The sequence below is a fragment of the Streptomyces sp. NPDC017936 genome, assembly GCF_044328485.1.
Taxonomy (GTDB): domain Bacteria; phylum Actinomycetota; class Actinomycetes; order Streptomycetales; family Streptomycetaceae; genus Streptomyces.
Genome location: NZ_JBIRHK010000024.1, coordinates 51,338 through 64,050 on the forward strand (window position 1 = coordinate 51,338; position 12,713 = coordinate 64,050).

General features: G+C 66.2%; 14 protein-coding genes and 1 pseudogene. 9 read left to right on the plus strand and 6 right to left on the minus strand.

Going from position 1 to position 12,713, the window contains the following annotated elements:
* Positions 1-917 precede the first annotated feature (917 nt).
* Complete coding sequence (locus ACH4F6_RS35935) at positions 918-1,106, plus strand: hypothetical protein (RefSeq protein WP_397964593.1); 189 nt, start codon at positions 918-920, stop codon at positions 1,104-1,106.
* Between the two features lie 6 nt (positions 1,107-1,112).
* On the opposite strand, the gene ACH4F6_RS35940 is transcribed toward ACH4F6_RS35935, so the two are convergent.
* Complete coding sequence (locus tag ACH4F6_RS35940) at positions 1,113-1,805, minus strand: transposase family protein (protein ID WP_397964594.1); 693 nt, start codon at positions 1,803-1,805, stop codon at positions 1,113-1,115.
* 224 nt (positions 1,806-2,029) lie between these two features.
* Here ACH4F6_RS35940 and ACH4F6_RS35945 point away from each other — a divergent pair, with 224 nt between their 5' ends.
* The 5 genes and pseudogenes from ACH4F6_RS35945 (at position 2,030) to ACH4F6_RS35965 (ending at position 5,178) form a co-directional block, all read left to right on the plus strand.
* Entirely contained in the window at positions 2,030-2,323 is a 294-nt protein-coding gene (locus ACH4F6_RS35945) for a hypothetical protein (protein WP_397964595.1), read from the plus strand.
* A gap of 207 nt (positions 2,324-2,530) precedes the next feature.
* On the plus strand, positions 2,531-2,710 hold the full coding sequence (locus ACH4F6_RS35950; protein ID WP_397964596.1) for a hypothetical protein: 180 nt from the start codon (positions 2,531-2,533) through the stop codon (positions 2,708-2,710).
* A gap of 206 nt (positions 2,711-2,916) precedes the next feature.
* Positions 2,917-3,372: pseudogene (locus ACH4F6_RS35955) on the plus strand (winged helix-turn-helix domain-containing protein); the annotation flags it as partial.
* A gap of 14 nt (positions 3,373-3,386) precedes the next feature.
* Positions 3,387-3,995, plus strand: coding sequence for a transposase (locus ACH4F6_RS35960; RefSeq protein WP_397964647.1), 609 nt, complete (start codon positions 3,387-3,389; stop codon positions 3,993-3,995).
* 706 nt (positions 3,996-4,701) lie between these two features.
* Positions 4,702-5,178: a lamin tail domain-containing protein gene (locus ACH4F6_RS35965; RefSeq protein WP_397964597.1), complete on the plus strand. Its 477-nt coding sequence runs from the start codon at positions 4,702-4,704 to the stop codon at positions 5,176-5,178.
* A 221-nt stretch (positions 5,179-5,399) separates the two neighbouring features.
* Here the strand turns inward: ACH4F6_RS35965 and ACH4F6_RS35970 are convergent, their stop codons facing one another.
* On the minus strand, positions 5,400-5,894 hold the full coding sequence (locus ACH4F6_RS35970; protein WP_397964598.1) for a lamin tail domain-containing protein: 495 nt from the start codon (positions 5,892-5,894) through the stop codon (positions 5,400-5,402).
* A gap of 423 nt (positions 5,895-6,317) precedes the next feature.
* On the opposite strand from ACH4F6_RS35970, the gene ACH4F6_RS35975 reads away from it, so the two are divergent.
* Positions 6,318-6,878 (plus strand): hypothetical protein, encoded by a 561-nt coding sequence (locus tag ACH4F6_RS35975; protein WP_397964599.1) that lies wholly within the window; start codon positions 6,318-6,320, stop codon positions 6,876-6,878.
* 443 nt (positions 6,879-7,321) lie between these two features.
* Here the strand turns inward: ACH4F6_RS35975 and ACH4F6_RS35980 are convergent, their stop codons facing one another.
* Complete coding sequence (locus tag ACH4F6_RS35980) at positions 7,322-7,876, minus strand: ATP-binding protein (RefSeq protein WP_397964600.1); 555 nt, start codon at positions 7,874-7,876, stop codon at positions 7,322-7,324.
* 205 nt (positions 7,877-8,081) lie between these two features.
* On the opposite strand from ACH4F6_RS35980, the gene ACH4F6_RS35985 reads away from it, so the two are divergent.
* Positions 8,082-8,318, plus strand: a complete 237-nt coding sequence (locus ACH4F6_RS35985; RefSeq protein WP_397964601.1) for a DUF397 domain-containing protein — start codon at positions 8,082-8,084, stop codon at positions 8,316-8,318.
* 88 nt (positions 8,319-8,406) lie between these two features.
* Complete coding sequence (locus tag ACH4F6_RS35990; protein WP_397964602.1) at positions 8,407-9,321, plus strand: helix-turn-helix domain-containing protein; 915 nt, start codon at positions 8,407-8,409, stop codon at positions 9,319-9,321.
* A 20-nt stretch (positions 9,322-9,341) separates the two neighbouring features.
* Here the strand turns inward: ACH4F6_RS35990 and ACH4F6_RS35995 are convergent, their stop codons facing one another.
* The 3 genes from ACH4F6_RS35995 to ACH4F6_RS36005 form a co-directional block, all read right to left on the minus strand.
* Positions 9,342-10,145 (minus strand): SAM-dependent methyltransferase, encoded by an 804-nt coding sequence (locus tag ACH4F6_RS35995; protein ID WP_397964604.1) that lies wholly within the window; start codon positions 10,143-10,145, stop codon positions 9,342-9,344.
* Positions 10,146-10,248: 103 nt separating this feature from the next.
* Positions 10,249-10,731 carry a hypothetical protein gene (locus tag ACH4F6_RS36000; RefSeq protein ID WP_397964605.1) on the minus strand — a complete coding sequence of 161 codons (483 nt, stop codon included), beginning with the start codon at positions 10,729-10,731 and terminating at the stop codon, positions 10,249-10,251.
* A gap of 2 nt (positions 10,732-10,733) precedes the next feature.
* The gene (locus ACH4F6_RS36005) at positions 10,734-11,603 is read right to left on the minus strand and encodes a helix-turn-helix domain-containing protein (protein ID WP_397964606.1); all 870 of its coding nucleotides are present in this window, start codon (positions 11,601-11,603) and stop codon (positions 10,734-10,736) included.
* Positions 11,604-12,713 lie beyond the last annotated feature (1,110 nt).

Sequence of the window (12,713 nt, forward strand, 5' to 3'; positions counted from 1 at the left end):
TCAGTCTTTGGAGCTTCTGGATCCTCCCGTGCTCTCAGAAATCCTTGGAGATTCATCCGGTATAATCCGTGTTGGAATTGGGTTGAGGGCAACGCTTCGCGGGACTTATAGAGATCGATATTCTGTGCTGGATGAATTCCGGGACAATAGATTCGGGTGGCATGGTTTCTTTTCAATTCTAGATGAGGATGGCCCGCCGGTTGGGCTATTTGCTGTGCGTGGCGGTGGGTGGAGCTTGATTGTTCTTACTGATGAAACCGTTGGGGTCGTTCTTGCGGCCTTGGTGGCACCGCCCCACTCCTTTGAATGGCCTAAGGGCGCTGACCGTGCGTGACGGTTGGTGAACTTCTTCGAGTTTGATGTGGGCTTTGGTGTGTCCCGGGCCTAGTGGAGTCGCCTTGCTGGACAGGTGATGCTCCAGACGCTCAGGGAGGCTTCTGAGCCCCGTAGTTATTCGGCCGAGCTCTGACGAAAGGTCCTTGATCTTATCGAAGTCGGCTGGTAGATCCGGCGGATCGTTTATTACCTCAGCGTAATGGGCAGGCGGTTTATGTCTGGCGTCGTCAGCACCTTATCGGCACCGGGCATCTGCTGGGATGGACCAGCGAGGATCAGGATGGGCCGGAGATGGAATTGGTCCCCCATCGTTGGGCGGCCGAGCTAATGAGCATGGTGATGCCATCAAAGGGCGGTCCGAGGTCGTCGCGGTAATGGTTGGCAATGGCCTGTCTGTGTAGGCAGCGACGAGGTTGCTTGGAGTGCTCCCCGATTTTCCCGCCGTACTTCACAGCAAGTATTCCTCATTTTCCCGCCCTTATATGGTGTATCAAAGCAACACAGTCAAGACCCGGCAGAGAATTAACCCTGACGCCACGGGTACTCCCCACCCATCGCCATCCACCACGCTCAGGAGAGGCATGACATCCAAGATGGGAAACGATCAGGGCAATCGGTTCTGCAAGGCGTGCGGCACGCCGGCTGAAGACGGGAAACTGTGCAACCACTGCGGCACCGTTCTGGACCTCCCCGACGGTGCAGGACTGGTCGAAGACCAAGGCGCAGCAGTACGACGCGACTTCGAAGGACGCATCCAGCGGCAAGAGTGAGCGTTTTCAGCGTTGCCGCTCCAGGGTGAGGACGGCTTTGGCGATTGACGTCATGCGGTTGGGGCTGCATCGGGATCTGCGGAAGACCCGCCAGGACTTCAGGCGGGCGACTCCGCGCTCGACCGGTGCCCGTGCCGCGGGCAGGGCCCGGTTGACGGTCTTCTCGGTGAAGGTGAGCTCCTGCAGCGGCTGGCGTTTGATGCCCGTGGTCAGCCAGGGGCCGGCGCCCTGGTAGGCGAGGTCGGCCAGGACGGGGAGGCCCTGGCGTTCGCAGATACGGATGATCCGGTGGGTACGGGCCGCCGTCAGGTCGTGGGAGCGGCCCGGCAGCGCGGGCGAGGGCCACAGCAGCCGACCTTTTGGATCGGTGACCACCTGTACGTTGACGCCGTGCCGGCGGTGTTTGTGGGAGTGGTCGGCCTGTCCGTCACCGACCCGGTCGCACTCGGCGAGTGTTCCGTCCAGGAGGATGAAGTCCGGATCGTGCTCGCGCAGGACTTTGCGCAGGCCCGGGGCGCGTTCGGCGAGAAGGTGGACAACCGCGCTGGTGTAGGCGTGGGCGGTGGACTCGCTGATCCCGAACCCGGCGGCGATCTTCGCCAGAGTGATGTGCTCGCGCAGATACACCAGTGCCACCATCGCGCGCTGGGACGGCCGGAGCTTGCAACGCCGTTCACCCTCACGGGTGACGATCAGCATGGTGACCCACTCGACGAGCTCATGCGGCAGGATAGATGACCAACGAGGCTCCCGAGTCGTGTGGTTGAGACGTCAGACATCTCGATCAACTGCCCGGGGGCCTCGCTCGTTGCGCTTCACAGACGTCACCCGATCAGTGGCCCATCCGAAGAAGCTCAGTGAAGGGGCGATCGGAGAGCGAACCCGGTCCGTTGAACTGCATCCATGAGGGTACACGGGGCGGCATGGCATCCAAGACTGATCGCGTCATGTCCCTGCGGGCCGTGCGGCAGCTGCGCCGGGTCCGCGCCTTCTACGCGGGAGGCGTCCTGCTGTGGGCGGCATTGACCGCCTGGACGGGCTGGCAGTTGCCCGGAAGCCGGCAGATGTGGGTGTCCGCTCTCCTCCTGGTCGTCTTCGGCGGCCTCCTGCTCACGGCCTCCCTATGGCTGCAGCGCCTTCGGACCGAAGGCTCAAGCGGTCTTGCGCACCACGCCGCACCGCGGAGGACGACTGCACCACGTCATGCGCACGCCTGACCTGCAGCCAGCCCGGCCCGCGCCAGCGGGCCGAAGGGACCGGAGGCGTAGCCGGAAGAACCATCAGGTGGGAAGTGCAGCGGACCCGCCCGGCGTCTGAAGCGAAGCGGAAGACGCCGCAGGAGGCACAGCCCCCGCCAGCGCTCCCGCTTGCTCGCTGGTAAGCGTGCGCTGTTCCTTCGGTCAGTACCTCGTCGAGGTGCCGACGTGTGCGCCGCCCTGTTTGAGTTGGTGGTGCGGCTGAGGGTCTTGCTGCGCCAGCGCAGTCAGGCGGCTCGTGTGCTGATTTTGATGCTGACGTTCGCTGGCAGTGCCAGCTGGGGCAAGACCCGCCGCCTGAAGGAGCCGTCCGCCCGCAATGAGGGCCTGCGCGCCGTCGCGTACTAGCTGATGGACGCCGCCGACCTGCATCGCCGCCGCCTGACCAGTATGGCCGTGCAGGGCGTGGACCTCACCGGCGTCAGCAGGTCGCCCGGCAGATCAGTCTCGACGCGCCCGTGAAGCCCGCCTGGTCGCTACTGACTTCGGCTCGTTAGGGTGAATCTTCGTGAAGTGCCTGATAGGCACGGGGCCCTGGTTGTATCTCGTGGTGTGTGAGGTATGCGGATGGGGGCGGGCTGACCGCTGCGGGGCGGCAGCGCCGGGAGACGGTACGGATGCAGGCGGCCGGGCTGTTCGAGCAGAAGGTCAAGCCGCCGGAGGTGGCACGGCGCCTGCGGGTGAGCCTGAAATCGGTCTACCAGTGGCACCAGGTGTGGCGAGACGGCGGTCGTGAGGCTCTGGCCTCGCGTGGCCCGAGCGGGTCGCGGTGCCGTCTGTCCCCGCGCTGCCTGGAGAAACTGGCTGGGTATCTCGAGCAGGGGCCGGCCGCGCACGGCTGGGCGGAGGACCAGGTGTGGACCGCCGCGAGGGTGGCCACGCTGATCGGCAGGAAGTTTCACGTCTCCTACAGCGTCTCGGGCGCCACGCGGCTGATGCAACGGCTCGGCTTCAGCCCGCAGATCCCCGCCCGGCGGGTCGCCGAACGTGACGAGAGGGCCGTCACCGCGCGGAAGGAGGCGACCTGGGCGGAGGTAAAAGAGCCCGGGCGGCCTGCGGAGGCTACCTCTGCTTCGAGGACGAAGCCGGCTTCACCCGCAGACCGCCCAAGGGACGCACCTGGGGCCGGCGCGGCCGCACCCCGGTCGTGACCGTCAGCGGGCGACGCTCGGGACGGCTGTCGGTCGCCGGGCTGATCGCGATGCGGCCCGGCTCCCGCACCCGGCTGTGCCACCGCCTGCGCACCCACCCGGCGGGCAAGGGCGAGCGCCGCAGCATGGGCGAGCGGGACTTCATCGCGCTGATCGACGGCGTCCACCAGCTCGTCAAGGCGCCCATCGTGCTGGTGTGGGACCGGCTGAACACCCACGTCCCCCACGCCATGCGTGAGCTCATCACCGAGCGTGCATGGCTGACCGTGTTCCTGCTGCCCGCATACTCGCCCGACCTCAACCCGGTCGAGTGGGTGCGGGCGCACGTCAAGCGCAGCCTGGCCAACCTCGCCGTCGTCGCTCTGGACCGGCTCGAAGCCCTCGTACGCAACCGGCTCAAGCGCCTTCAGTACCGGCCAGACACCCTCGACGGCTTCATAGCAGGCACCGGCCTGACCCTCGACAACCCAGCCTCACCCTAACGAGCCGAAGTCAGTAAAGCGGCCGTCGACCGGATTCGCGGCAAGTTCAGCCCTGGCGTCATCGGCCTTGCTGCGGTCTTCCGTCACGTCTCATAGCGTCGCTGCTTCTGGAGCGCAGGCGTGGCAGATGCTGCCTGACTGCCCAGTCCTCCATGGGCGAGGGATGCGATGTTGCCCTTGCATTCGCTGCTCCTGATGCTGGTGCACCATTGCTGCGGCAAGAGGTGCGCTGAAGTCTTGCAGCGTGTGCTCTCCGGCGATGCTCGCCGCCTTCCCCTGTCGCTGTTGTCACTGGTGAGCTCTGCTGACGTCACCCCTGCTTGGAGCGCCGGGTGTTGCGACAGCCGCTGACTCGGCCGTCGAAGCCGATTCGGGAGCCTGTTACTTACTTTCGGGTGACGGTCCCGGGTGCCTGGTCGGTGGAGCCCGCTTATGGAGAAACGTGCCTGCTCAGTGCCTGCGAGGCTGTCGAGCTGGCTGGTTCGTCAATCCTGTGCATAGAGGGTGTAAATGGAAACTGCAGTCGAGAGTCACGGAAATATGGATAACAGGTAACAGGGTCCATGTTTCCGTCTCGGCTCCTGCGCGGCGTGGACAGAGTGTGGGTGTGCGGCCGGCCGGCCGCTACTCGCACACCGCACCTTCTCCCGTCGGCTGCCCGTGAAGGGCCGTTGACGGGAGGGTGCCTGCACCATCAGGGGGACTCGTGTCCGCTTCTGTCACTGCCCGTCGTCTTGCCGCCGCCTCGCTCGCGGCCGGCGCTCTAGTCTCGCTGGCCTCGCTGCCGGCGTCCGCGGATGACCACCGCGCCCGTCCGAAGGTGGAGATCTCGAACGTCCAGTACGACTCCCCGGGACGCGACGACCGCTCCAACCGCTCGCTGAACAGGGAGTGGGTGGAGCTGACCAACACCACCCGCAACGCGGTCAACCTCGACGGCTGGACCCTCAAGGACCGCTCGGGCCACACCTACACCTTCGACCACTACCGCCTGGCCGGCCGCGCCACGGTCCGCATCCACACCGGTGAGGGCCGCGACACCCGCACCGACCTCTACCAGGGCCGCCGCAACTACGTGTGGAACAACGACTCCGACACCGCCACCCTACGCAACGACCGCGGCCGCTTCATCGACGACTACTCCTGGGGCAGTAACCGCCACCACGGCGGCAGCCGTCACTGACCCCCACCCCGGCCCGGGCGTGACTGAACACTGCGCCCGGGCGACGTGAAAACGGCGGCGGGGGGGGGGCCCCCCCGGGGGGGGCCCCCCCCCCCGCCGCCGTCGTCAAGCGCAGGCAGTGCCCTACCGACGCAGGTTGGGCTCGCCCCGGGCCAGTGGCGGGGAGCTGGCACCGACCAGGGGATGTGCCTGCTGTGGCCAGTCGGCCGGGCGGGCGGCGGTCAGCCGTGGTAGGTGATGTAGCCGTTGCCGTCGCGGTCGTCGGCCGTCTTGGTGTAGGAGTGGACGTCGGCGCGGGAGCCGCCGGGCTTGAGCAGGTAGATGGTGTCCTTGTCGTTGTTCCAGATGAAGTTGCAGTTCTGGCGGTAGACGACGTTGCCGGCGTCGGAGTCGGTGCCGCGGCCGCCGCGCAGCTTGACGTAGTCGCCGGGCTCGAGCTTGTGGCTGGCGGTGAAGGTGAACTTGTTCCCGGCCGCGTCCTTGACGATGTAGCCCTTGAGGTTGACCGTCGTGGTCCGCGAGTAGTTCTTGACCGTCAGATACTCGTCCTTGGTGTTGCCGCCCGAGCAGCGGTTGGAGTCGCTGCCCGGCGCGTCGTACTGGACGCCCTTGACCTTCAGCGCCGAGGAGTACTCGGTGGCCTGGGCCGGGGCGGCGGTGATGACGGCGATCGTTCCGGCTGCAGCGGCGGCAGCGAGCGCGTGACGCATACGCATGAGGATGAGGATCCCCCCTCAGTGGTACGAACGGAGCGCCAGGAGCATACCCGCAAAGTGATCAAAGGGTGAACCAGTTGCGGGGATGGAGTGAAGATCGCATGCCCTGTTGACGCCTGCATCTACTGCGAAGCCTGACCGCGCAGCAGTGGGCCGCATCCGCTGAGCACAGACCACCGAAACCGTGACCCTCAAACGTATCGACTACCTCAAGTTCCACTACTGAGTTGGGACATCGGGCCGGAACCCAGGCATTCGTGTGACTGAGCGCTTCAGTCGGCCGGTGAGCATTCGATCCGGCCGGCTGGGCAGAGGGAGCCCCCGTCTTCACCCTCCGAGTGTTCGCCTCCCGGACGGATGTGTGCGTGCGACCGGGCCGGAAATGCGATGACCTGTGGTGACGGGCCGTGGCACAGTCGCCGCATGTCCAACGACATCGCCTATCCCGTCTTCCGTGCACCCGACCCCGTACTCGCCCTGAGTGTCGCGCGCCGCCTCATGGAGTTCGGCCGCTGCGAGCACTCCGAGGTCTCCGTGTACGCATATCTCCGCTCCGTCGCCGAGGTGCGGCGGGTGGCGAAGGAACTGCCCGAGGGGTGGTTCCGGGGGAAGGAGGAATGCGGAGAATTCGACGGGGTGCCACGAGAGGACCAACCCGCGCTGGTCGTCGGCGTCCAGGGGCCCGGTCTGCCGGCCGACCCGACCGCGTACGAAGGGCGGCTACCGGTGGAATGCGAGCTGTTCGACCGGCCGGTCGGCAGCATCGAGGACGCCTTCACAGCGGCGATCGGCCCGAACCGGGGCGAGATCAACTGGAGGGAGCTGTGCTGGCCGGACGCGCTTGATCTGGACCTTTGCGGCGAGTCCAAGCATGCCGAGGTGACGCTCCTCTTCAACACCCCACACGTCACCTCGACGAGCCCTCCGACGACCACACCGTCCTCGTCCACGTTCGCAGCGTCAGCGTCGACGGCCGCCAGATGAGGGAGCCATACGTGCACTGGCTTGCCGAGCAGGCGGGACTCACGGTCTTCGGGCCCGGGCAGCGCTGCTGAAGCCGGGCGGTCACCTCGATGAGTTGCAGTGGCCGCACGCCCCTCGCACACCCGCAGCCTCACAAGACAGCGTGATCGCCGAAGGCAACCAGGACACAGAGCAGGCGGCACACGCCCGTGGAGACGTGGAGCCGCCGACGGGCCAGGATGGATGAGTTTCCGCTCAACCGGCCAACTGACAGCACTCAGCCGTAATTCGGCACTGCTCTCGCCCGGCTCCTGACCACTGAAGTGACCCACCAGCGTCTGCGCACGACCGTCATCGTCCACCCCGCCAGGGCCATCTCACCTGCACCCCTTTGGACAGCCGCATGGCCCTCACCGGGCATTGCCGTCCCGGTCATCCCGTGTGGATTCTCAGCCGAAGCCCTTTTACGCGGCTGGCAGTGCCACGCGTGCCCAGACGGATTTCCCCCGGTCTTGGTCGTCCGTGGTCCAGCCCCAGGTGTTGCTGAGGGCGTTCACGATGGGAAGTCCGCGGTGACCTTCGGCCATCAATTGGGGGGCGGTGAGCCTGGGGCTGAGCTGGCTGGGGTCGCGCACGACGCACAGAAGGGTGTGAGGGCGCAGAGTGAAAGCCAGCCAGACCCCGGCATGCGGATCGTCTGCTGTGGCTGCGTCGGGGTGGGCGTGGCGCACGGCGTTGGCGACGAGTTCGGAAGCGATCTGGACGGCGTCGTCGCGGATGCTGTGCAAATTCCAGCGGCGGACCGTCTGGCGGGTGAACTGACGCGCGATGTAGCAGCAGTGTTTGGAAGCGACAGGGATGCGGCGGGCGACGAAGGGAGTGCTGCCCAGGCCGGAGCGGACGGCGAGGTTGGGTGTGGATGCCAGCGGCTCGCCGAGGAATAACGCCTGCCGTCTTCGTCTGTCGCGCGCGGCAGACGTGGAATGTGGCTGGAATGTGCCCTCGACCCGTGGCGTCATCGTCCGTCCCCCGGAACCTGGTGCCGCGCTTTTCACGCACGACGTGCTGTCGTGCCCGTCACTATTCCGGCCCGCTCCTCGTTCCTGCAAGCGCGACTGTGCAATTGCAGGACGCGATTATTCGTACAGGTGGTCGGTCGGGCTGCAGGTGGAGGGCGAGAAGAGCCTCAATGTCGGCCGACCCGGAGAGATGCGGTGATGAGCTGTGCAGTGGGCGGAAAACGGTGTCAGTGCAGGCGTGATCGAAGGAGTGTGCTGGCGCAAGAGCCGCCGCAGCGGAGGGAACGGCAACTGCGTCGAGGTCGCGTGTCTTTCCGGCGGGCATGTGGCGATGCGCAATTCCCGGTTCCCCGACGGCCCCGTCCTCGTGTATACGCGCGAGGAGATCGCGGCCTTCCTCGGGGGCGTCAAAGACGGCGAGTTCGACTTCACTGTCTCGTGACTGAAAGTAAGGGTGTGGCCATGCACTGACACGGCGGAGTTGCGGGTGCGATACTCCTGTCTCTCAGCAGCTCAATTGGAGTGCCCGTATGGCAGCTGACCGCCAGGCGCCGTCAATCCTTGGATTCCCGCACCGACCGGAGTGGGGTCCGTCAGCGCACCGCAAGGCGCTCGCGGGGTACCTGCGACGCTGCCGTGACCACGCAGGGATCGCACCTCGGCAGGCCGCCCGGTGCATCCACGCCTCCGAGGCGACGATCAGCCGCATGGAGACCGGCCAGGTGGCCTTCAAGCTCGCTGAAGTCGAACGGCTCCTGGACATTTACCAGATGAGAGATCCTCGCGAACGCGACAGGATCGCTCATCTGGTCCAGGAAGCCGCCAAACCAGAGGTGTGGCAGCCTTACGCCAACGCGGCGCCGCGTCTCCTGCGTCCGCTGCTGGCCATGGAACCGGCTGCCCGCCGGATCATCTCCTACGAGCCGCAACTGGTACCGGGCTGGCTGCAGACCGAGGAGTACGCCGAGACTGTGATCCGGGCGGTCCACCCGACCAAGCCCGCCAGAGAGATCGCCGAACGCGTGGCCCTGCGGATGCAGCGCATCGAGATGCTGCGCCGCGCGGACTCGCCGCCGGTTCTGCTGGCCGTGGTCGACTCGGAAGTTCTTCGTCGCCCGGTCGGCACACCGGGAGTGATGTATCGGCAGATCAAGCATCTGCTCGCACTGCTGGAGGAGCTGCCCTATCAGCTGCACCTTCAGATCGCCCCGCTGACTGTCGGCGCCGCTGGGGCCATCGGGCACCCGGTCGTTCACCTGCGGTTTTTCACCCCCGAGTACCTGCCCGACATGGTCTACCTCGAGCAGTATGAAGGCGCCATCTACCGTGACAAGCCCTCCGACTCCGAGCGCTACCAGGCCATCCTGAACAACTTGTGCGGCGTGGCCAACCCGGCCGGGCAGACGCCGGCACTGCTGGAACAGGCACTGGCCTCCTGGCGGTGACCGCACGACCGCGCCCGCGGTCAGCGCCTGACAAAGCCGACTCCGCCGTACTCCTCCCACTCCCAGCTGAGCTGGGCGGGCACGTCGTCGGGACGGGGCCGCCACAGGGAGACCTCCACCAGGCCCGGCTGGATCAAATCCAGTGGCGCACAGAAGTCGGCTACGTCCTTCTTCTCCCGCACCCGTCCCCAATGCCCCTGAGTCTGCTCGTCCATGAAACGGCTGACGAAGTCACGGACCTGGGCCGAATCGCTGACCAGCTGGCAGACAACCATCACACTGCCTGCCGGCAGCCGACCCGCCACCCGGGCCACCAGCTCCGCCGGCTGATCACGATCCGGGATGCAGTGCAGGACCGACACGAACAGCGCCGCCACCGGCTCACTGGGATCAATGAGCCGGCCCACGGGTTCGCTGGCGAAGATGGCGTCGGTGTCACGCATGTCCGCTTGGAGCACGGCAGTGTTCTCATTGCTCGCCAGCAAGACACCGCCGATGGCACGGACAATGGGATCGTTGTCGATGTAGACCACCCTGCTGGAGGGGTCCACCCGCTGAGCTATCTCGTGGACGTTGTCCTGGGTGGGCAGCCCGGAACCGTGGTCGATGAACTGTCGGATGCCGTAGTCGGCGGCGAGCACATGGACCACGCGGCGCAGGAACTCCCGGTTGTTCAGGGCGAGTTCTCGCATGCTGGGCACACGGGTGAGCAGCTGCTCGCAGGCCGCGCGGTCCGCGGGGTAGTTGTCCTGGCCGCCCAGGAGGCTGTCGTACATGCGGGCCACACTCGGAACCGTGACATCCACCCCGTACGGCAGGCTCACGCGCGCCTTCCCTCCCGCCCCCGCACGCCCCGCCGGCGTGCACTGCGATGCGATGGAGTGTAGGGACAAAACATGCCGCCATGATGCGCAACGGCCGGGAAACTCACTCCTCAGAGCAAAGAGGCAGGAGTCGGGGAAGATCCGACGGCCGTATCCCGAGGACCTCGGCGATGCGGTCACGGCTCAGGTGCATCTGCTCGTGCAGAAAGCACGCGTCGTTGTGCAGCGTCTGCATGTCCTGGCTTCTCGGGACGGTGGCCGGCCCGCATCCCGTCGCACGGTCGACGTGGTCGTGCAGGATGCGCCAGGCAACGGCCGCGGGACCAGCACTGCCCAAGATCGCGGTCCAGGACACCGCCAGCTCGGTGAATGCCGCAGTGACCACCCTCTCGGCCGTCTGACGCCGCCCGATCCGCAACGAGGCGTACTGCAGATAGGGGGCGTAGTGACGTTCACGGAAAGCGGTGTAAGCCGTCAGCGCGGTGCGCTGGGCACGATGCTCCTGCGGACAAACAGGTGCGTGGCGCCGAGCGGTGAGAGCTGCCGACGCCTCCTCCCTGCGGGCGGCAGAGCGGGAGCCGCTCACGGTCACTCCTCTGGCACGGCGATGTACGCCGTGCCCTCCGGGAGCCGAGGGTCATCGCACATCAAGAAGGTGTAATGCACGGCTTCCCACAGCGGCTTGAAATCGTAGGGCCGCCCCCCGAGCGCCGACACGAGAGCGGCCAGCACTTCCCACTCCGGAACGTCGATGCCTGCGAGAACACGCCGAGCCTCCAACGCGGTCACCTTTTTGGAACTGAGCTGCTCGATCCGCTCCGCGGAAGGCGACTTGGCTGCCCGGTGCAGGCCCCGCACCGCAGCGTGCAGCTGAGCGATGGCGACCGCAACCGGCTGACGACCGTGCGCCGTCATTCCATGCGCCGCCTCGAACAGAACGCGTAGCTCAGCTGCTTCAGCATTGAAGAGGCGCGCCAGGGAGCAGGTGAGATCCCAGGTAGGCAGCCGGTCACCCGACAGGACACGAGAGATGAACGACGGCGAAAGCATGGTCGCGTCAGCAACTTCTCGGATCGTCAGGCCGCTTGACACCTGCAGCTCCGTCAGCGCCGACGCCAGATGACCGACGGGGGAGACCACATCGGCGCCCAAATCACCGGCCGTGCTCTCCGACGGATCGGCGAGCCGAGCAGGCGGGGAGCCGCGCCATCGGGCAGGAGCGGCCCGTTTGTCGTTCGCGTGCAGATCCATCATTCGGGCGACCCGCTCAGGTCCCCACCGCGCCCGTGCCGTCTCCGGAGCGACATGTGCGGCCTTGGCTACCGCATCCCATTTCTCACCCCGGTAGCGGGCATCCTGCACCGCAGCCGCGGTATAGATATCCAACTCCCGACGGATCACTTCCGCTCTCTCCAGAAGCGTTTCCAGTTCCTCCTGGCGGATCTCGCTGTCCAGCAACTGCTGTGCGAGTCTGCGCACCTCGGCCGCCACCGCAGCGCCCAGAGGCCCCTGAACGGTGGCAACCGGCTTTTTGCGCGCCTTCCTCTCACGCTGGGCTCGCCGACGGCAGCTGACGCTGCAATAGAGGCGACGCCGCCCGGTACCAGCGTTTTGCGCCATCGGCCCCTCACACACCGGACACTGCCTCAGCTGGGATGGATCACCCGTCACGTTCGTATCCCTCTCTTGTATCCCACGCAGGGCGGGTCACTGCCCGCCGATGTTCCTGAAGACGAGGCCCCGGGTGGCCGGCGGCGACTGCTGCAGGCCGGCCACCCGGAGAGACGGGTCAGTCCAGGCGGGCCCAGAGGTATTCGATCCGCGAAGCGCGTGCTGCTCCTGCCGCAACGGCAGCGAACGCCACGCATGCGGCAGCAGGCCATTGGCTAACGGACGGCAGGACAAAGGACAACGTCAGCACCACGACAGGGCCCAGGCTGACCGTGACAGCGAAGGCACGCAGGCGTGCGCAATACCGGCTGGGATTGCTACCGTCCAGAGGCGTCCCGGACATCACAGTGCCCTGGACGACATTGGGGTCAGTCATCTCTTCCTCACAGGATTGAAGGCTGGTCAAAATGCGCGGGGACCCTGGTCTGTTGGTGCCATCCTCTGGGCCGGGGTCCCTACCCTGCGCGAGACTAGCGCGCTTGCGGATCGCACGGCCAATAGAGTGAGCCGTTAACCGAAAACCTGACCGCAACCGCGTGCGAAACACCCTGGAGGCCGATGGTGCGCTCCAATTCCGTCGCATCAATGCCGATGGGCGACCACGTATGATCGAGATTGAAAACTCCTGATTTTAAAGTTTCCTGATGCACCGTAAGTCGACGCGTGAAAAATCAGCTGGGGCGCACGCCGGAGCGCCTGCGGGCGCATTGGTCATTTGAGTGCCTTGTGACCCGTCCATGCGGCCCGGCAGGCTGGACAAATCGCCGTACAGTGCCGTCTCGCCCATATCCGGAAACCTCTGTTCCGGGATACAGTCTCGAGCCCCCGCGAGCCGCAGCCTGAACGCGACTTCGCACGTTCGTGCGGGTGCGGCTGATCGCCGGCCGTATCCGGCCC